The organism is Streptomyces sp. NBC_00209 (assembly GCF_045206345.1).
In the GTDB taxonomy this organism is placed as follows: Bacteria; Actinomycetota; Actinomycetes; order Streptomycetales; family Streptomycetaceae; genus Streptomyces.
Genome location: NZ_CP108121.1, coordinates 306,118 through 325,681, shown reverse-complemented (window position 1 = coordinate 325,681; position 19,564 = coordinate 306,118). Strand labels below are relative to the sequence as shown.

General features: G+C 70.9%; 14 protein-coding genes and 1 tRNA gene. 11 read left to right on the top strand and 4 right to left on the bottom strand.

All coding sequences use genetic code 11. From position 1 onward, the window contains the following. Positions 1-93 precede the first annotated feature (93 nt). Positions 94-1,083, bottom strand: a complete 990-nt coding sequence (locus tag OG867_RS01510) for a hydroxyacid dehydrogenase (protein WP_328903711.1) — start codon at positions 1,081-1,083, stop codon at positions 94-96. Positions 1,084-1,424: 341 nt separating this feature from the next. Between OG867_RS01510 and OG867_RS01505 the strand changes: the two genes are divergently transcribed. The 3 genes from OG867_RS01505 to OG867_RS01495 all read left to right on the top strand — a co-directional run bounded on the left by OG867_RS01505 (position 1,425) and on the right by OG867_RS01495 (position 5,115). After that, positions 1,425-2,447, top strand: a complete 1,023-nt coding sequence (locus OG867_RS01505; RefSeq protein WP_328903712.1) for an ABC transporter permease subunit — start codon at positions 1,425-1,427, stop codon at positions 2,445-2,447. An 82-nt stretch (positions 2,448-2,529) separates the two neighbouring features. Then, on the top strand, positions 2,530-3,390 hold the full coding sequence (locus tag OG867_RS01500; protein WP_328904534.1) for a carbohydrate ABC transporter permease: 861 nt from the start codon (positions 2,530-2,532) through the stop codon (positions 3,388-3,390). A 51-nt stretch (positions 3,391-3,441) separates the two neighbouring features. Further along, a complete protein-coding gene (locus OG867_RS01495) occupies positions 3,442-5,115 on the top strand; it encodes an extracellular solute-binding protein (RefSeq protein ID WP_406281820.1) in 1,674 nt (557 codons plus the stop codon). Here OG867_RS01495 and OG867_RS01490 read toward each other — a convergent pair. After that, a complete protein-coding gene (locus OG867_RS01490) occupies positions 5,039-6,373 on the bottom strand; it encodes an RNA-guided endonuclease InsQ/TnpB family protein (RefSeq protein ID WP_406281817.1) in 1,335 nt (444 codons plus the stop codon). The genes OG867_RS01495 and OG867_RS01490 overlap by 77 nt on opposite strands. A 144-nt stretch (positions 6,374-6,517) precedes the next feature. Here OG867_RS01490 and OG867_RS01485 point away from each other — a divergent pair, with 144 nt between their 5' ends. The 4 genes from OG867_RS01485 (at position 6,518) to OG867_RS01470 (ending at position 11,220) form a co-directional block, all read left to right on the top strand. Then, positions 6,518-7,984, top strand: coding sequence for a M1 family metallopeptidase (locus OG867_RS01485; RefSeq protein WP_328903715.1), 1,467 nt, complete (start codon positions 6,518-6,520; stop codon positions 7,982-7,984). Continuing rightward, complete coding sequence (locus OG867_RS01480) at positions 7,981-10,173, top strand: right-handed parallel beta-helix repeat-containing protein (protein ID WP_328903716.1); 2,193 nt, start codon at positions 7,981-7,983, stop codon at positions 10,171-10,173. The genes OG867_RS01485 and OG867_RS01480 overlap by 4 nt, the downstream gene beginning before the upstream one ends. Before the next feature lie 119 nt (positions 10,174-10,292). Continuing rightward, positions 10,293-10,366: transfer RNA gene (locus OG867_RS01475), tRNA-Pro, on the top strand. Between the two features lie 251 nt (positions 10,367-10,617). Then, entirely contained in the window at positions 10,618-11,220 is a 603-nt protein-coding gene (locus OG867_RS01470; RefSeq protein ID WP_406281813.1) for an HAD family hydrolase, read from the top strand. A gap of 10 nt (positions 11,221-11,230) precedes the next feature. On the opposite strand, the gene OG867_RS01465 is transcribed toward OG867_RS01470, so the two are convergent. Then, on the bottom strand, positions 11,231-12,289 hold the full coding sequence (locus OG867_RS01465; protein WP_328903720.1) for a LacI family DNA-binding transcriptional regulator: 1,059 nt from the start codon (positions 12,287-12,289) through the stop codon (positions 11,231-11,233). Positions 12,290-12,539: 250 nt separating this feature from the next. Here OG867_RS01465 and OG867_RS01460 point away from each other — a divergent pair, with 250 nt between their 5' ends. The 4 genes from OG867_RS01460 (at position 12,540) to OG867_RS01445 (ending at position 17,665) form a co-directional block, all read left to right on the top strand. Continuing rightward, positions 12,540-13,913, top strand: a complete 1,374-nt coding sequence (locus tag OG867_RS01460) for an extracellular solute-binding protein (protein ID WP_406281809.1) — start codon at positions 12,540-12,542, stop codon at positions 13,911-13,913. A gap of 22 nt (positions 13,914-13,935) precedes the next feature. Continuing rightward, positions 13,936-14,871, top strand: coding sequence for a carbohydrate ABC transporter permease (locus tag OG867_RS01455; RefSeq protein ID WP_406281806.1), 936 nt, complete (start codon positions 13,936-13,938; stop codon positions 14,869-14,871). 2 nt (positions 14,872-14,873) lie between these two features. Next, positions 14,874-15,770: a carbohydrate ABC transporter permease gene (locus OG867_RS01450; RefSeq protein WP_406281802.1), complete on the top strand. Its 897-nt coding sequence runs from the start codon at positions 14,874-14,876 to the stop codon at positions 15,768-15,770. A gap of 71 nt (positions 15,771-15,841) precedes the next feature. Further along, positions 15,842-17,665 carry a glycoside hydrolase family 2 protein gene (locus OG867_RS01445; RefSeq protein WP_406281799.1) on the top strand — a complete coding sequence of 608 codons (1,824 nt, stop codon included), beginning with the start codon at positions 15,842-15,844 and terminating at the stop codon, positions 17,663-17,665. A gap of 52 nt (positions 17,666-17,717) precedes the next feature. Here OG867_RS01445 and OG867_RS01440 read toward each other — a convergent pair whose 3' ends face one another. Beyond that, complete coding sequence (locus OG867_RS01440; protein ID WP_406281796.1) at positions 17,718-19,430, bottom strand: RICIN domain-containing protein; 1,713 nt, start codon at positions 19,428-19,430, stop codon at positions 17,718-17,720. Between the last annotated feature and the right edge of the window lie 134 nt (positions 19,431-19,564).

The following is a 19,564-nucleotide window of genomic DNA, read 5'->3' as shown; positions in this document are numbered from 1 at the left end:
GGCTCACCCCCTGAAGACTGTTGTGTGACGACGAGCCTAGTGCCGTGGCGGGTGCGGTCCGCCGCGGTGCCGGAGCCCGCGGAGGAAGGGCGGTCACGCGATCCTCCCCAGGTCCGCCCGGTGCACGGGGTGCCCGAACGGCTCGCCCCGCGCGTACCGGGCCAGCTCGTCCACGGCGAGCGCGCCGAGCCGCCCCACCTCGTTGCCCTGGGCGCCCGCCAGGTGCGGGGTCAGGAACACGTTGGGCAGGTCCCACAGGGGGTGGCCGGTCGGCAGTGGCTCGGGCGTGGTGACGTCGAGGACCGCGTCGAGCCGGCCGCTGACCAGGTGCGGGGTGAGCGCCTCGGTGTCCACGAGCGGGCCGCGCGCGGTGTTGACGAGCAGCGTCCCGGGGCGCATCAGGCCGATCCGGCGGGCGTCGATCGTGTTCCGGGTCTCGGGCGTGTCCGGGGCGTGCAGGGTCACCACGTCGCTCGTCGCCACGAGGGTGTCCAGGTCGACGGGGGTCACGCCGAGGAGGGCGGCCTCGGCCGCGCTCACGTACGGGTCGTGCAGCAGGATCTCCGCGTCCAGTGCCGTCCGCAGCAGCTCGATCACGCGGCGGCCGATGCGGGAGGCGCCGACCACCCCCACGGTCAGACCATGCGTGCCGAGCCAGTGGTGGCGGTCCAGGTCGGCGGCGGTGCGATGGGTGCGGCGGGCCCGGTAGAGGCCCGCGAACGGGAACACCCGCTTGGCGCCCATGATGATCGCCGCGAGGGTGAACTCGGCCACCGGTACGGCGTTGGCCGCGGCGGCCGACGAGACGACGATCCCGCGGTCGAAGGCGGCCGGTGACAGAAACGTCTTCACGGTGCCGGCCGCGTGGACGACGGCCCGCAGCGCGGGCGCCCGGTCCAGCAGCGCCGGGTCCACGGGCGGACAGCCCCAGCCGGTCAGCAGCACCTCCGCGACGGACAGGGCCCGGGCGGCGGTGGGGGAGTCGAACTCGCTGATCACCGCCGGATCGAGCAGTTCGGCGGTCTCCTCGAGACGCGACCGGACAGCGGGCGGGAAGACGTCGTCCAGCAGCCCCGTGCTCATGACCAGAACCGTGCGCGGCCGCCTCCCGGGCGGATCCGCTGCCCCGGGGCCGGAACGGGCCGGCGCCTCTTCGGTGGTTCGCACCCTGCCTCCGGATAGTAATCGTGTTCTATCGAATGACCGGCACGCTAGGGAGGTCCACGGCCGACCGTCAAGCGCAAGACCGGCCAGAATGGGCAACTGGGAAGGCTTTGTTGGGATTTGCCGCCCCGGAATTAGCTCCTGAGGTCGACGACTGTTGAAGACGTTCACCCGGATCCCTTGACGCTTGGGTTAACCGCTTACTAACTTGCCGCCGCAGAAGGCACACCACGCGCCACCCCAGCCGAACAGGACCCACCATGGCTGACACAGCACCTCCGCTGCCGCGCGAAAAGCGGCGAACGCGGCGAAAGCGGGGCGAAGATCCCGCCTCGCCGCCCGGCCCGGCCCTCGCCGCCCCGCACCGGCTCACGCTCGGGCAGCGGCTCAAACGCGACCGGGTGATGCTGCTGCTCACCCTGCCCGGCCTGCTCTACTTCATCGTCTTCCACTACGTGCCGTTGCTCGGCTACGTGGTGGCGTTCCAGGACTACCAGCCGTACCTCGGCTACATGCACAGCGTCTGGGTGGGCTTCGCCAACTTCACCACCGCGTTCAGCGAACCGGCTTTCTGGAGCGCGACGTTCAACACGCTGGAGATCGCCCTCGTCCAGCTGGTGTTCTTCTTCCCGGTGCCCATCGCCCTGGCCCTGCTGCTCAACAGCATCGCCAGCGACCGCATCCGGCGCTTCGTGCAGAGCGTCGTCTATCTGCCGCACTTCATCGGCTGGGTCATCATCGTCTCGATCTTCCAGCAGATCCTGGGCGGCGCAGGCGTCCTGCCCGACTTCCTCGGCAGCATGGGCCTGCCCCGCTACGACATGATGAGCGACCCGGACGCCTTCCCGTGGCTGCTCACCCTGCAGGTGGCCTGGAAGGACGCCGGCTGGGGCACGATCATCATCCTCGCCGCCCTCCTCAACATCGACCGGCAGCAGTACGAGGCAGCCGCGATCGACGGAGCCGGGCCCCGGCGCCGGCTGTGGCACGTGACGCTGCCGGGCATCGCCCCCGTGCTCATCCTGCTGCTCATCCTCAACCTCGGGCAGATCCTCTCCGTCGGCTTCGAGCAGATCCTGCTCCAGCGCGACGCGGTCGGACCGGACGCCGGCGAGGTGCTCGACACCTACGTCTACTACCACGGCATCAAGGACAACGACTGGGGCGTCGCAGCCGCCGTCGGACTCGTCAAGGCGGTCATCGGCACCGCACTCGTGCTGGGCGCCAACAAGTTCGCCCACCGACTCGGCCACGAAGGGGTGTACCGCGGTGCTGACCGCTGAGAAGACGCGCGCCACGGCCCGGACCGCCGCGCCCAAGTCCCCGCCCGCCCCCATGCGCAAGTCCGACGGCCGTCCGCCGTGGATGGAGCGCCCGACCCGCCTCGGTCAGACCGCGAAGGCCGTCGCCGTCGTCGTGGTCGTCCTCGCCGTCGCGTATCCGCTCGTCGGCGTCATCGGGACGAGCTTCGCCTCGCAGACCGACATCATCAAGAGCTCCGGCCTCGTCCTGTGGCCGGACCACCCCACCCTCGACGCCTACCGCACGATCTTCACCGGCGGTGTCGTCAGCCGGGCCCTGATCGTCTCCGTGGGCATCACCGTGTTCGGCACCCTCGCCAGTCTGCTCGTCACCGTCGGCATGGCGTACGGGCTCTCCCGCCGCGAGGTCACCGGCTCCCGCTTCATCCTGATGACGGCCCTGTTCACCATGCTGTTCAACGCCGGCATCATCCCGAACTTCCTGCTGGTCAAGGGACTCGGCCTGTACGACACCTACGCGGCGCTCGTCATGCCCACCCTGGTCAGCGCCTTCAACCTGGTCGTCCTGCGGTCCTTCTTCATGAACCTGCCGGAGGAGCTGTACGACGCGGCGAAGGTGGACGGCGCCGGCGACTTCCGCATCCTGGTCCGCATCGTCCTGCCGCTGTCCAAGGCCGTCCTCGCCGTGATCAGCCTCTTCTACGCGGTGACGTACTGGAACGCCTTCTTCAACTCGCTCCTGTACCTCAACGACTCCGACAAGTGGCCGCTGCCCATGGTGCTGCGGACCTACGTCCTCCAGGGGCAGAGCCTCGACTCGGCCGCGTCCGGCGAGGCGCTCGCCCCGCAGCAGGCGGTGCAGATGGCGGTCCTGGTGATCGCCGTCGTGCCGATCCTCTGCGTCTACCCGTTCCTCCAGCGCTACTTCACCAAGGGCGTGCTCACCGGAGCCGTCAAGGGCTGAGCGCAGCCGCCGCCCCCCACTCCTTCCCTTCCCTCTCACAAGGAGATTCAGGTGTCGAGCTCCACTCCCATCAACCGCAGAGCGCTCTTCCGCCTGGGTGCCGGCGTCGGTCTCGGACTGGCCGCCGCCCCCCTGCTCGCCGCGTGCGGTGACGGCGGCACGACCGCGAAGGCCGAGGCCAAGAGCGCGTCCCTGCTCCCGCACAGCGCCGTCCGCAACATCGGCCTCAAGCCCGACCTGGAAGGCACCGCGGCCGGCGTCCCGCAGGGCTTCTTCAACTACCCGGCCAAGCCGCTGCGGGCCACGAAGGGCACACCGCTCAAGGGCGCGAAGACGATCAGCGCCACGATGGAGACGTTCTCCCCGCCGCCGCCCTCGCGCGGCAAGAACGTCGCCTGGCAGGAGATCGAGAAGCTGCTCGGCGCCCGGGTGGACATCACCGGCGTACCCTCCGACGACTACAGCACCAAGTTCTCCACCATGGTCGCGAGCGACAGCCTGCCGGACCTCTTCATGTACCCGGAGAGCGGCGGCGTCGACAACAAGGCGGCCTTCCTCCAGGCCAAGTGCGCCGACCTCACCCCGCACCTCGCCGGGGACGCGGTCAAGGACTACCCCAACCTCGCCGCCATCCCGGAGGCCGCCTGGCAGGGCGGGATCTTCGGCGGCAAGCTCTACGGCATCCCGATCGCCCGTTCCGGAACCGGCGGCGCGGGCTTCTACCGGCACGACCTGTTCGCGGAGGTCGGCGTCACGAGCCTCGACCAGATCACCGACCTGGACCGCTTCGTCGAGGTCTGCAAGGAGCTGACCCGGCCCAAGGAGGACCGGTACGCGATCATTGCCGGGGTCACCACGGTACTCGCCATGTCGGCGGGCGCCCCCGCCTCGTGGCGGCTGGACGAGAAGACCGGCAAGTTCACCTCCGACCTGGAGACCCCGGAGCACCGCAAGGCTGTCGAGACGGCCCGTGCGCTGTACAAGGCCGGCTGCTTCTACCCGGGCACCCTCCAGATGTCCGGGGCGCAGAAGGCCCAGTACACGGACATGTTCAAGAACGGCAAGGGCGCCTACGTCTATGACGGCATGCCCAGCTACCTGGCGCCCGGTGTCGGCTACGTCGCCACGATGAAGGCGATCAACAAGAAGTTCGACCCGCGCCCGTTCGTGCCCGTCGGCAAGGACGCCGTGACCTGGATGGACAACGTCGCGCTGCAGAACACGCACATCACCAAGGCGTCCGGGGACCGCGTCAAGGAGATTCTGAAGTTCGCCGACTTCGCGGCTTCTCCGTTCGGCAGCCTGGAGTACACCCTCATCAACTTCGGTGTCGAGGGCAAGGACTTCACCCGCGACGCCAAGGGCAACCCGGCGCTCACCAAGCGGGGCACCCAGGACGTCACCGTGCCCTGGAGGATGACGGCGTCCGCCGTTCCCGCCGTCTTCAGCGCGGACTCGGAGGACGGCGTGCGCTACGTCCACGACGCCTTCACCAAGATGATCCCGATGATGCTGCCGGACCCGACGCTCCGGTACTCCTCGCCCACCTGGGACTCCAAGAGCGCCGGCAGCCTCGGCACGCTCAAGGGCGACGTCATCAAGGACATCATCTCCGGCCGCAAGCCCATGTCCGCCTACGACCAGCTGGTCAAGGACTACCTGGCCAAGGGCGGCGAGCAGGCCCGCGGCGAGTTCGAGGAAGCCTTCCAGAAGGGGAAGAATTGACATCCTCCCCGCCCTGAAGGACGGGGATTTCTGGCTCACGTTGGCTGGGGACCTGCGGTCTACCGGCTCTTACACGATCGGCACCAGCCGGGTTGAGACCAGCCCGGACGAGCATCACGCGCGCGGAGTTCTTGTCCCTGGGGGACACGGCTCCGCACGCGGTGCAGGTGTAGGTACGTTCCGAAAGAGGTAGTGCGTGCTTGGTTCTCGCTCCGCACTGTGCGCAGTCCATGGTGGTGTGCGCGGGGTGCACGAGACGGATGTCCCGTGCGTGCTTGCGGCCCATCTCGATGAGGGCGGCTTTGGTGGCGCCGATAGCGGCGTCGGCGGCCTTGCGGGCCATGGTGGTCTTCGCCAGGAACTTCGGGCGGAAGTCCTCGACGGCGATGGCGTCGTGGTCGCGGACCACCGCCTTGGCCCACTTGCGGGCGGTGTCCTGTCGCTGCCGGGCGACCTTCTTGTGCAGCTTCGCGGCCTGCCGCTGGGCTTTGCGGTAGCCCTTGGATGCTGCCCGTCCGCGCGCGGGGCGGCGGCGGGCCATCAGCCGCTGATAGCGGCCCAGCTTCCGCGCCGCGTTCTTGCCGTGTTCGGGGTGGGGCAGGTCGTGGGCGTCGGATGTGGTAGTGGCGGTCTCCTTCACGCCCCAGTCCACGCCGAGGACACGTCCTGTGGTGGGGAGCGGCTGGGGTTCGGCAGCGACGACGAACGAGCAGTACCAGTGTCCGAGGCTGTCCCGGTACACCCGCACGGAGGAAGGTTCGGACGGCAGCTCGCGGGACCAGACGACCGTCAGGACGATGCCGCCCGCCACGTGCAGGCGGCCGTCCTTGAGACGGAACCCGCGCTGCGTGTAGTTCAACGTGGGGAGTGCGTCCCGCTTGCGTTTGATCCGGGGCGTCCCGGCCCGCCGCCGCACTGGCACCTTCGCCTTGACGTCCTTGACCGCCTTGGCCCGGGACTTCGCGAAGTCACGGATGGTCTGCTGCTGCGGCACCGACGCACCCTCACGCAACCAGGACATCGCCTGCCGCGCCTCGGTCAGCAACCTGTCCAGCTGCGCCGGACCGCACGTCGTCTTCTCGGCGGCGTCGCGGTTTGCGGCGTGGACCTTGCGGGACATCGCCACGCACTCGTTCCACACCCACCGACACCGCGCCCACTCCGCCTCCAGCCGGGCGAGCGCGGTCGACGACACACGCAGCCGGAAGGTGTACCGGGCAAGCCCGGAACCCCGCCCAGCCGCTGCTGTCGTCGCCATGATCCGCAACCTAACAGCCCCCACTGACAACGAAAGAGAGTGCAGGTCAGAACCAATGTGCAGCGAACTCCGCCGCTTCGCGGCTCCGCCCCGAGGACCCATTCCTCCCCGCCCTGAAGGACGGGGCATCCTGGGAGGATCTAGGTGACCACCCGACGCTCGGTCCTCGCACTCGGCGGCGCCGCGGCGGCGGCAGCCGTCATCGTCCCCGCTCTCGGCACGCCCGCCGCCGCCCGGTCGCACGGCTTCCACCCGGAACCCGGCGCCGCCGGTGTCGGCGACCCGCTCTACCCCACGCTCGGCAACGGCGGCTATGAGGTCAGCCACTACGACCTGACCTTCGACTTCACGCCGGTGACGTACGACTTCACCGCGACGGTGAGGATCGACGCCCGGGCCACCCAGGACCTGTCCGCCTTCAACCTGGACACCGACGGCCACACCATCGACGCCGTCACCGTCGCCGGCCGCCCCGCCACCTGGGAGCTCACCGCCGGCCAGAGCGGCCAGGAGCTGACCGTCACCCCGGCCCGCCCGATCCGCGACCACCAGGCGTTCAGCACCGAGATCCGCTACCGGGGCAACGGCCAGGCGCCCCGGACCAGCCTCACCGGCTGGCGGTTCGGCAGCGACGGCGGCTTCGCCTCGGCCGCCCAGTCCTCCCGCGCCGACACCTTCCTGCCCTGCAACGACACCCCCTCCGACAAGGCGACGTGGACCTTCCACATCAGCGCCCCCGAGGGCTACGTCGCCACCGCGAACGGCGAGTTGACGCACCGTACACCGCGTGCGGACGGCTCCACCGTCTGGCACTTCGCGCTCCGCGAGCGCATGGCCACCGAGCTCATCGGCATCGCCGTGGTCAAGGGCACCTACCTCTACGGCAGCAGCCACCGCGGCCTGCCCCTGCGCCACATCGTGCCCCGGGGCCAAGAGGACACGTACGCCCCGATCGTCGCCCGTACCGCCGACCATCTGGCGTGGCTGGAGGCGAAGTTCGGCCGCTACCCGTTCTCCGTCTACGGGGTGCACATCTACGACGGCTACACCGACGCGCTGGAGAACCAGACGCTGTCCCTCTTCGGCACCAACTGGTTCAAGCTCAACGCCCAGGGGCAGCCCGGCTACGAGACCACCATGGTCCACGAGCTCGTCCACCAGTGGTTCGGCGACTCCGTCACCCCCGACGACTGGCAGCAGGCATGGCTCAACGAGGGCCCCGCCGTCTACTACGCCGGCCTGTACAGCGAGGAGCGCGGCTGGTCCGTCCTCGCCGACAAGATGAAGACCGTGTACGAGACGCTCGACGCCGTCCGTGCCGCCGACGGCCCGCCCGGACTGCCCAAGGGGCTCGGCGGCACCAATATCTACGACGGCGGCGCCCTCGTCCTCTACGCCCTGAACCAGCGCATCGGCCGGCGCTCCTTCGACACCGTGATGCGTGAGTGGGTGAAGCGCTTCAAGGACTCCACGTACACCTCCCAGGAGTTCATCCGGCACACCGTCGACATCACCCACGACCGCTCGCTCGACCCGTTCCTGTGCGACTGGCTCTTCGGGGCCGTCAACCCGCCCATGCCCGGCCACCCCGACTGGAAGGCCACCGCGTGAACCGCCCCCTGAACGTCGTACGAGCCACCGCCGCATCCGCCACCGCCGCCCTGCTGACCGCCCTGCTCGCCGCCCCGGCCGGAGCCGCGCCCGCGCCCCGCACCCTGTACGCCGCTCCGGACGGCCACGGCTCCGCCTGCACCGACGCCCGCCCCTGCACCCTGGACGGCGCCCGCGACCTGGCCCGCACCGAACACCGCCGCGCCGTCCGCGTACTCCTGAAGGACGGCACATACCGGCTCGACGCGCCCCTGAGGCTCGGCGCCGCCGACTCCGGCACGACCTGGGCCGCCGCTCCCGGCGCCCACCCCGTCCTCTCCGGCGGCCGGGACCTCACCGGCTGGCGCGAGAACGCCGACGGCACCTGGACCGCCTCCGTCCCCGCCGGTGTCACCCCGCGCCAGCTCTTCGTGGACGGCCACCGCGCCACCCGCGCCCGCGGCGAGGCATGCTCCGCCGCCACCTGCGACGCCACGGCCGACGGCATGACCGGCGCCACCGCGACCGGCATCGACCACTGGGCCCGCCCCACGGACGCCGAGGCCGTCATCCGTGTCCGCTGGCGCAACTACCACTGCCGGATCGCGGGCGTCAGCGGTGACACCCTCACCTTCGCCCGGCCCTGCTGGACCAACTCCGCGAGCGGCACCGACCGCACCGGCCCCGCCTGGGACACCACCGCCGTCGACTCCACCCGCTACAGCGGTGTCGCGTTCTTCGAGAATGCCGCCGAACTCCTCGACAAGCCGGGCGAGTTCGTGTGGAACTCCGCCGACCGTACCGTCACCTACCTCCCGCGCGAGGGCGAGAACATGCGCCACGCGCGGGCCGTCACCCCGCACACCGAACAGCTGCTCACCGTGGACGGCGCCCACGACCTCACGGTCAGCGGCATCGGCTTCGCGTACGCGGCCTACCGGCAGCCCGACACCGACGAGGGCTACGCGGGGATGCAGGCCGGTCTCACCCTGACCGGAGCCACCGGCCCCGTCGACCACGCGGGCCGCTACTACACCAAACCGGCCGCCGCGCTCACCGTGCGCGGCGGCCGACGGGTCACCGTCGACACCGCGAGCTTCACCCACCTCGGCGGCGCCGGAGCGATCCTGGAGGCCGGTACCAAGGACAGCGCACTCACCCGCTCCACCTTCACCGACCTCTCCTCGGGCGCGGTCTACGTCGGCGACACCGAGCCCCTGCCGGAACCCGCACTCGCCGGGGAGCGCAACACCGTCGCGTACAACACCATTGGCCGCACCGGCGTCGAGTACACCGACGCGGTCGGCATCTGGGCCGGTTACGAGGCGGATCTCACCGTCGACCACAACAGCCTGGACCACCTCCCGTACTCGGCGATCTCCGTCGGCTGGGGCTGGAACCAGCCCGAGGCGCAGAAGTCCGTCCTCCGTGACAACAAGGTGACCAACAACCGCATCACCGACGTCATGGAGGTCGCCCAGCAGCAGCACGACGGCGGCGCCATCTACACCCAGGGCGCCCAGCCCGGCACGGTCGTCGGCGGCAACTACATCAACCGTTCCGCGTACGGCAACACCGAGCGCGACGGCAACGGCATCTACCTGGACGAGCAGTCCTCGTACATCACGGTCGAGAACAACGTCATCACCCGCATCGGCTACAAGTGGGTCTCCAACTGGGCGGACTACGGCATCCAGAACACCGCGCGCGGCAACTGGACCGACACCGCCGCCCCCGCCCTCGGCGGCACCGGCTCCGTCATGGCCGGCAACCACACCGGCCTCGACCGCCTCCCGGCCGCCGCCCTGGCCGTCGCCGCCCGCGCCGGTGCCCACGGCGGCCCGGTCGAGCAGCTGCGCACCGACCTGGCCCGCACCGGCACGGCCACCCAGTCCTCGACGGACGGCACCGCCACCGCCGCGCTCGCCCTGGACGCCGACACCAGCACCGACACCCGCACCCTCGCCGAGGACGGCGCCTGGTGGCAGACGGACCTCGGAGCCACCCGGCACATCCGCCAGGTCGAGGTCTGGAACGACGCCTCCACCACGACGGCCGACTTCGACATCGTCACCGACGACGGCACCGTCCACGTCAGCGGCAAGGCCCTGCGTCCCACCGTCGTGGACCTGGACAGCCGCACCCGTACGGTCCGGATCGTGAAGACCGGCACGGGCCGGGTCGCCCTCTCCCAGGTGCTGATCCACTGAGGGTGCCCGTGCGGACACTTTCCGCAAGCACCGCGAAAGCGGTTCGTGACCACCCGATGAAGTGCGGTATTGTTCTCATGCGCGTTCAGCCAGGGGGAAACCCCAGGTCAGGCGGGCATCGGGACGTGGCGCAGCTTGGTAGCGCACTTGACTGGGGGTCAAGGGGTCGCAGGTTCAAATCCTGTCGTCCCGACTGGTGACAGTCGTGGATCAGGGCCGGTTCTGGAGAAATCCAGAACCGGCCCTCGGTCATTCGGGCGCCGTCGTTCCGTGACCGTCGCACCGGCCCGCGCACCTTCGCTGGGCACTTCCAGGGTCGACGCGGACCTGAGCGACGGCTCCCTGGCTCGGAGGGCCGCCGAATGCGAGGCCCCACGCGGCGACCGCGACATGGACCAGGAGCGGACTTCCCGTGGTCCGCCGGACAGGGCTAGATTGCCGCGCATGAAGCCTCGGGTATTTCTCTTCGATCTTGGTGGCGTCGTCTGCCGCTTTCACCGTGAGCGGCGGCTGGAACTCCTCGGGATCGCGTGTGGGCTTTCCGCGCGGCGCGTCGAGTCGGAGCTTTACGATTCCGGGCTGATCGCGGCCTGGGACCGGGGGCAGGGCAGCGCCGATGACGTGGAGGGGGAGATCAGGCGGCGGCTGGGGTTCGCGGGTACGGCCGGGGAGCTGCGCCGCATCTGGTGCGGGGCGTTCGAGCCCGACCCCGAGGTCCTTGCCGCGGCCGACCTCGTACGGGACCGGCCGACGGCCCTGTTCACGGACAACGACGCGTTGCTGCGCGCCGGGCTGCCCGAGCGGCTGCCCCAGGTAGACGACCGCTTCGACGTGCTCGCGTTCTCGTGCGGGCTCGGGGCGACCAAGCCCGCCGAGGAAGCCTTCGCGGGGGCGCTCGGGCTGCTCGGGGCCGTCCCCGGCGAGGCGTTCTTCGTGGACGACCGGGAAGCCAACGTCCGGGCCGCCCGCGAACTCGGGCTCACCGCCGAGCTCTTCGAGGGCGGCGCCGCACTCCGGCGGACCCTGGAGCGGCTGCTCACGGACTGAACCACGGCGTTCACCACACCCCGTCGCGCCCGGCCACCCCCTCCGTGGACTCGCGCAGGACCAGACGGTGCTCCACCACCCGGTCCTGCGGGCACTCCGCGGCCGGGCTGCCGGTGGCGTCCGGGCGCGTGGCCTCCTCGACGCGGCGCACCAGCAGGTCCACCGCGACCCGGGCCACCGCCTCCTTGTCCGGGGCGATCGTGCTCAGGGACGGCACGCTGAAGCGGCCGCCCTCCACATGGTCGAAGCCGATCACCGCCACGTCCTCGGGCACCCGCGCCCCGTAACCGTGCAGCGCGCGCAGCGCACCCAGCGCCAGCTGGTCGTTCAGGCAGAGCAGGGCGTCCGGCCGGGCGCCGGCGGCCAGCACGCGGCGGACCGCGTCGGCACCGTCGCTCATGTGGAACGCCTCCACCGGCAGCAGCGACGCCGGGTCGTACGGCAGGCCCGCCCCGGACAGCGCGAGGCGGAAGCCGCGGGTGCGGGCCTGGGCCGTACCGACGCAGCCGTCGTCCCGGCCGCCGACCGTGAGAATGCGGCGCCGGCCCAGCGCGAGCAGATGCTCGGTGGCCTCGCGGGCCGCGCGTTCGTTGTCGATCGCCACATGGTCCGCGCCCTCGTTGAGCAGCTCGCCGAGCAGGACGGTCGGCGGCGGCCCGGTATGGGCGCGCAGGTCGTCCGGCGCGAGGGCGAGCGGGCTGAGGATGACGCCGTCCACGAAGTCCGAGCCGAAACCGGCCAGGGCCGCCTTCTCCCGCTCCCGGTCGCCGCCCGACTGGTGGATCAGCACGGTCAGGGAGCGCTTTTCGGCCTCCCGGACGACATGCCGGGCGAGCTCCGCGAAGTACGGGACGTCGAGTTCGGGCACCACCAGGGCGATGATGCCGGTGCGTCCGCTGCGCAGATGGCGGCCGGCGAGGTTGATGCGGTAGCCGAGGTGGTCGATGGCCTCCTGCACCACGCGCCGGGTGCGGTCGGACACGTGCACATAGTCGTTGAGCACGTTGGACACCGTCTTCTCCGACACCCCCGCGTGCCGTGCGACGTCCTTGATCCTCGGTCGTGCCACCCGCAACTCCCCACCCTCGGTACGCACCGAGTCTATGCCGTACCCCCCGACGGCCCCGGACCGATGGGCGGTGCATCCGGCACAGGTGATGACCCAGCTCTTTACAGCCAATGTACATCGATGTAAAAACAGGTCACCGCACCGGGAGACCGGCGCGGCTCACCCCCGATGTGCACGGGCGGCCGATGGCTGCCGTGCCGATGGCGCCTGCCGTCGGCCGGGCACGTCGTCCGGCGTCGAAAGGTCAGTGATGAACTCTGCACCTCCCGCACGAGGACTGCCCGGACCCCGGGACCCCGGCCGCCCGCCCGCCATCGGGCGCCGCGGACTGCTGCGTTACGGGACGGCTGGGGCGGCCGCGCTGCTGGCGGCGGGCCCGCTCACCGGCTGCGCCTCGCCGGCCAGCGCGGGCGGGGCGTCCGCGCTGAAGGTCTGGGACCTCTTCCAGGGCGGCGACGGCATGCTCATGGACGAGATGATCGCCGCCGTCTCGAAGGGCCCCGACGGTTTCGACGTGGATCGCACGATCCTGGACTGGGGCCCCTCGTACTACACGAAACTCGCCATGTCGGCGGCGGGCGGCCGGGCCTCCGACGTCGCCGTGCTCCACCTGTCACGGCTGGCCGGATACGCCCCGGGCGGTCTGCTCGACCCGCTCGACCTGGACGTCCTCGCCGAATTCGGCGTGAGCGAGAAGGACTTCGCGCCCGCCGTCTGGAAGCGCGCCCAGCACCAGGGCACGGTCTACGCGGTCCCGTTGGACGTCCACCCCTTCATCGTCTTCTACGACAAGGACGTGGCCGACAAGGCCGGACTGCTCGACTCCTCCGGCCACCTGGCGCCGATGGGCTCGCCCGAAGCCTTCCTGGACGCCGGCAAGAAGCTCGCCGAGATCACCGGCAAGTCCGGCGTGCTCTTCGGGCACGTCACCGACACCGCCCAGAGCTGGCGCCAGTTCGCCGCGCTGTACGCCCAGACCGGGGCCTCCTTCACGCTGCCCGACGGCGGACCGCCGAAGATCGACATCGATGCCGCGGTGAAGGTCGTCACCTTCATGAAGCAGCTCTTCGACGGGCGCACCAACCCCAACAACCTCGACTACAACGGCGCGATGGCCGCGTTCATGGACGACCGCGGCGGCATGATCATGGCGGGGGAGTGGGAGCTGCCCACGTTCCGGAAGTCCGGCATCAAGCACCTGGGCGCGGCTCCCTTCCCCCAGGTCTTCGCCCGCCCGGCCGTCTACGCCGACTCGCACAGCTTCGTCCTGCCGCACCAGGACGACCCCGACCCGGCCCGCCGCCGCCAGGCCCACCGGTACATCGCCGAGATCGTCAAACAGAGCCTGACCTGGGCGAGCGCCGGCCACATCCCCGCCTATCTGCCGGTGCAGGCCCGCCCCGAGTACGCGAAGCTCGACCCCCAGTCGTCCTACGCGGCCGCCGGCGAGATCGCCGTACTCGACCCGCCGAACTGGTTCGCCGGAGCGGGCGGCAACTTCCAGAACCGTATGTGCCAGCCGCTCCAGTCGGCGCTGCTGGGCAACACCTCCGCCGAGAGCGCGGTACGGCAGATGGTCCGTGAGGCGGACACGCTGCTGCGCCGGCCCAACCCGGTCGCCTGACGACAGCCGAAGGAGCCGCATCGTGACCACCACCGCGCCCGCCGGAGCCGCGGCGCCCCCGCAGCCACCCTCCGCGACGACGGCCGCGCCCCGGCGCCGCCGCTCGCTGACCCGGGGCGGCGGGCTGTTCGTCCTGCCGTTCCTGGTCGTGTTCGCGCTCTTCCTGGTCTGGCCCGTCGTCCAGGGCCTCTGGATGAGCCTCACCGACGCCTCGCTCAGCCTCCGCGGCACCGAGTTCGTCGGATTCGCCAACTACACCGAGGCGTTCGGGGACCCGGACGTCTGGAGCAGCCTCGGCAACACCGTCCTCTTCACCGTCATCTCGTGCGTACCGCTCGTCCTGGTCGCGCTCGGCATGGCACTCCTCGTGCACAGCGGGCTGGCCGGCCAATGGGTCTGGCGGCTGGCCTACTTCGCCCCGTACCTGCTGCCGGTCACCGTGGTCACGCTCATCTGGACGTGGCTCTACCAGCCCGACATCGGCCTCGGCAACCAGCTGCTGACCTCGCTGGGCATGGAGCCCGTCGGCTGGCTCTCCGACGAGTCGGTGGCGATGTGGTCGGTCGCCGCCCTCACCGTCTGGTGGACCGCCGGCTTCAACTTCCTGCTCTACCTGGCCGCCCTGCAGTCGCTGCCCACCACGTACGACGAGGCCGCCGCGCTCGACGGCGCGGGCGCCTGGCGGCGGCTGTGGTCGGTCACCCTGCCGCAGCTGCGCCACACCACGGTGCTGGTCGCGATGCTCCAAGTCCTCGCGTCCCTCAAGGTGTTCGACCAGATCTACATCCTCACCAAGGGCGGCCCCAACGGCTCCACCCGCCCGATCCTGGAGTACGTCTACGACGTCGGGTTCACCGGATACCGGCTGGGCTACGCCTCGGCGGTCAGCTACATCTTCTTCGCGATCGTCATCGTCGTCTCCGTCCTGCAACTCCGCTTCTTCCGTCAGGAGGGCTGACCGTGTCCGCCATCTCCACCCCCGTGCGCCGCCCGCGCCGGCCGCGCGAGGAGTCCGGCTCGCCCTTGCTGCTCGGTCACGGACGGCTGCCCCGGGCGCTCGCCGGGACCGCGCTGACCGTGCTCGCCGTCGCCTGGCTGCTGCCCTTCGTCTGGGCGGTCGCCACCTCGCTGCAGAGCGAGCAGGACGTGGTGAAGTCGGGCCTCTCGCCGTTCAAGGGAGCCTTCACCCTCTCCGCCTACCGGCAGATCCTGGACCGCGGCAACGTACCGACCTGGGCCTTCAACAGCCTGCTGATCTCCGTCCTGGTCACCCTGCTCACCACGGCCGTCTCCACGCTCGCCGCGTACGGCTTCTCACGCGGCACCTTCCGCGGCCGCCGCACGCTGCTCGCGGTCACCGTCGGCGCGATCATGGTCCCGCCGCAGCTGCTGATCGTCCCGCTCTTCCAGCAGATGACGATGTTCCACCTGGTCGACACCTACGCGGCCGTCATCCTGCCGCAGGTGGTGGCGCCCATGATGGTCTTCATCCTGAAGCGCTTCTTCGACGCGATACCCCGCGAACTGGAGGACGCCGCCCGCATCGACGGCGCCTCCGAACTGCGGGTCTTCACCTCCATCGTGCTTCCGCTGTCCCGGCCGATCGTCGCCGCCGTCGCGATCTTCGTGTTCATCGGCGCGTGGAACAACTTCATGTGGCCCTTCGTCGTCACCAACGACCCGGACCTCATGACGCTCCCGGTCGGCCTCGCCACCGTCAAGGACGCGTACGGCATCCAGTACGCCCAGTCCATGGCGTCGGCCCTGCTGGCCGCACTGCCGCTGATCGTGATGTTCCTGCTCTTCCAGCGGCGCATCGTCAACTCGGTCGCCACCACCGGCCTCGGCGGCGGCTGACCCCCGCCGACCGTCCCTGCCCCGGCGCCGGTCTCCCGGCCGGCCGCCACCACGATCCACCTGGAGTACCTGTGCACACCCCCTCCGTCCCCCGTCCGGAGTACCCGCGCCCGCAGTTCGTACGGCGCGACTGGCTCAACCTCAACGGGACCTGGCAGTTCGAGACCGACCAGGGGGACAGCGGTCTCGAACGCGGGCTCCTGCAACGCGACTTGACCGGTGAGATCCTCGTACCCTTCGCCCCCGAGTCCGAGCTCTCCGGCGTCGGCGACACCGACTTCCTGGAAGCCGTCTGGTACCGGCGCCGCTTCACCCCGCCCGCCGAGTGGGCCGGCCGCCGGGTGCTGCTGCACTTCGGCGCCGTCGACCACGACACCACCGTCTGGGTGGACGGCGCCGAAGTCGTACGCCACCGGGGTGGGTTCACCCCCTTCACCGCCGACCTCGGCGACCTGGCCACGGCCGGCCGCGAGGTGGAGATCACCGTCCGCGCCCGCGACCCGAAGTCCGGACCGCAGGCCCGCGGCAAGCAGGCGATCCAGTACGCCAACCACGACTGCAACTACACCCGCACGACCGGCATCTGGCAGACCGTCTGGGCCGAACCGGTCCCCGACGCGCATCTGCGCCGCCCCCGCATCACCCCGGACCTGGCCGCCGGCGCCTTCCACCTCGAACTGCCCCTGTCCGCCGCCCTTCCGGGCCACCGCGTGCGCGCCGTCCTCAGCGACGGCACCGGCGAGGTCTGCCGCGCCGAGGGCCGCGCCGACCTCGACCTGGCCCCCCGCCTGTACCTGGCCCTCCCGGAGGACCGGCGCCGCGAGTGGAGCCCCGAGGACCCCCACCTGTACGGGCTGCGCCTCGAACTCATCGGCCCCGACGGCGAGTCCACCGACACCGTCGAGAGCTACGCGGGCCTGCGCTCCGTCTCCATCCGGGGCAAGGCCGTCCTCCTCAACGGCCGCCCCCGCTTCCAGCGCCTCGTGCTCGACCAGGGCTGGTACGCGGACGGGCTGATGACCGCTCCCACCGACGAGGCCCTGGTCCGGGACATCGAACTCGCCATGGAGGCCGGCTTCAACGGTGCCCGGCTGCACCAGAAGGTCTTCGAGGAGCGCTTCCTCCACCACGCCGACCGCCTGGGCTACCTGGTCTGGGGCGAGTTCGGCGACTGGGGCTGCGAGGTCGGCGGCTCCTCCGGCGACAACCAGCGGCCCGACGCCTCCTTCGTCGCCCAGTGGCTGGAAGCCGTCGAACGCGACTACTCCCACCCCTCGATCGTCGGCTGGTGCCCGCTCAACGAGACGTACCAGAAGCTCCACGACCGGATCACCCAGCTGGACGACGTGACCCGCGCGATGTTCCTCGCCACCAAGGCGATGGACACCTCCCGCCCGGTCATCGACGCCTCCGGCTACTCCCACCGGGTCCTGGAGACCGACATCTACGACTCCCACACCTACGAGCAGGACCCGGCCGCCTTCCGGCAGTTGGTCTCCGGGCTCGCCAAGGGGGAGCCGTTCGTCAACACGTACGAGAACGGCGCCGCGTACTCGCAGCCGTACCGGGGCCAGCCGTACTTCGTCAGCGAGTTCGGTGGGATCTGGTGGGACCCGGAGGCCGCCGCGGAGCAGTCGGGCAGGGACCGTACGGTCTCCTGGGGCTACGGCGACCGGGTGCGCACCGAGGACGAGTTCCACGAGCGGTTCGCCGGTCTGACCGGTGCGCTGCTGGCGGACCCGGACATGTTCGGCTACTGCTACACCCAGCTGACCGACGTCTTCCAGGAGCAGAACGGCGTCTACCGCTTCGACCGGGGCACCAAGCTGGACATCGCCCGCATCCGGGAGGCCCAGCTGCGGCCCGCCGCGATCGAGGAGACGGACGCCGGCTGAGCGGAGGCGGACCCGCGGATGCCCGCCCTCATCGGGGCGGGCATCCGCGGTCTCAGACCCGTTCGAGCCGCCAGAGCTGCGGCTGCTGTCCGTTGCACGTCCACTGCTGGACGTTGGCCCCCGCCGTACGGGAACCCTGCGAGACGTCCAGGCACTGCCCGGAGGACTTCACGACCAGGCGGTAGTAGCCCCGCCCGGCGTTTTGCAGCCGCCAGTCCTGGGCCGTCGCCGCGTTGCAGAACCACTGCCGTACGTTGGCGCCGGGCGTGGCGGAGCCGTTCTCCACGTCCAGGCAGTACCCGCTGTTGACACCGGCGAGCGTGAACGCGTCGCCGTGCGCCCGCAGTGTCCACGCCTGCGGGCCGAGGCCGTTGCACGTCCACTGCTGTACGTTGCCGCCCGCGTCCCGTGAGTCGGCGGCGACGTCCAGGCACTGGCCGCTGTTGGCGTTGACCAGCCGGTAGCGCGCACCGTCCGCCACCCCGGCCGCGTCACCGCTGCCGGTGAGCGGGCCGGTGGCGACGTACGGGCGGCAGACGTCGCCGTCCCAGTCCGTCGCGATCTCCAGCACGGTGCGCCCGTCGGCCGAGGGCAGCAGCGGTGAGCTGTAGTTCGGGCAGTAGGTGGCGGTCGGTGCCGCGACCTTCACGGGTGCCTCGATCTCGTACCACGGGCCGGTGCCGTTCTCCGTGTTGGCGAGGATCGTGCGGCCGCTGTCGGCGGCGGGCGTGCCGTCGCGGTTCAGGAGCTGCTGGCCGATCAGGAGGAGCCGGCCGTTGGCCCCGCCGCCCGGCGCGGGCGCCCAGGCGATGGTGGGCGCGGCGCGGAAGTACTTGCCGTCCACGGTCTCCGGGCGGTAGCCGAGCGAGGCGGGGTCGCCCCAGTTCCAGCCGTCCGCCGAGGTCCGGTAGTGCACGACGCACTGGTACTGCCCGCCCGGATTGCAGATCTCGTAGCTCATGAAGTACGTGCCGTTCGGCAGCCGGCGCACCATGGGCATCCCCGGCCGGTCCGGCTCCCAGGAGCTGGCGACCGTGTTGCGCCGGTCCTGCCAGGTGACCCCGTCGTAGCTGCGGGCGGCGGCGAGCTTCTGGTTGTGCGCGGGGTCCGTCTCGTCGGCGTAGTGGCAGACCAGCGCTCCGTCGGCGGCGACGGAGAACTCCGGCTCCCACAGTCCGCCCGTGCCGTTCGCCGTGGCGCAGGTGGAGAGGTATGACCAGGTGCGGCCCACGTCGTTGCTCCGCCAGACGCGCAGCGCCATGCGCCGGTTCTGCTCGTCCGCACCGGACGAGGCGGACCACAACAGGGTGCCGGGCGCCAACGAGCCCACCTGGCGCGGAAGTTCGAACAGGGTGGAGCAGCACAGGCCCTGCCCGCCCGACGACTCCGGATCGGCCACGCCGCCCACCTGCCGGAAGGTGGCCCCGCCGTCGGTGCTCTCGTGGATGGCACCGATGCCGTTGTTGCCGTTGAAGGTGACGACGCTCGCGAGCACCCGGCCGTTGGCGGAGCCGTTGTGCTCCAGCCGGATCGCCCTGGGGTAGAGACCGGTCCCGCTGCCCAGCGGGGTGCCGTTGGCGGCGGCGGCGACGGCGGGCGTGGCGGAGGAGGCGGCGGCGGGGGCGGCCGAGGCCGGGGCGAAGGACAGGCCGATGGCGGCGGCCAGGACCGGGGCGACGGCACGGGCCGCCCAGCGGGCGAGGCGACCGGCCGTCGTGGGGGAGGGGCGGGATGCGGGTCTGGGGGGTCGGCGCAAGGAGAGCACAGGCTTCCTTCCTCGGGGCACGGGGGCACGGGGGCACGGGGGGTGGCCGAGTGGGGCTGCTGACGGCGAAACAGTAGGGCCGGATGTACATCGATGTAAACAGCGCGGACGGCTTCCGCTTCAACGGCTGCCCG

Excerpts from the sequence above, each read along its gene's own strand:
- OG867_RS01460 (WP_406281809.1), top strand. The coding sequence starts at position 12,540 with ATGAACTCTGCACCTCCCGCACGAGGACTGCCCGGACCCCGGGACCCC.
- OG867_RS01500 (WP_328904534.1), top strand. The coding sequence starts at position 2,530 with ATGGAGCGCCCGACCCGCCTCGGTCAGACCGCGAAGGCCGTCGCCGTC.
- OG867_RS01510 (WP_328903711.1), bottom strand. The coding sequence starts at position 1,083 with ATGAGCACGGGGCTGCTGGACGACGTCTTCCCGCCCGCTGTCCGGTCG.
- OG867_RS01505 (WP_328903712.1), top strand. The coding sequence starts at position 1,425 with ATGGCTGACACAGCACCTCCGCTGCCGCGCGAAAAGCGGCGAACGCGG.
- OG867_RS01470 (WP_406281813.1), top strand. The coding sequence starts at position 10,618 with ATGAAGCCTCGGGTATTTCTCTTCGATCTTGGTGGCGTCGTCTGCCGC.
- OG867_RS01490 (WP_406281817.1), bottom strand. The coding sequence starts at position 6,373 with ATGGCGACGACAGCAGCGGCTGGGCGGGGTTCCGGGCTTGCCCGGTAC.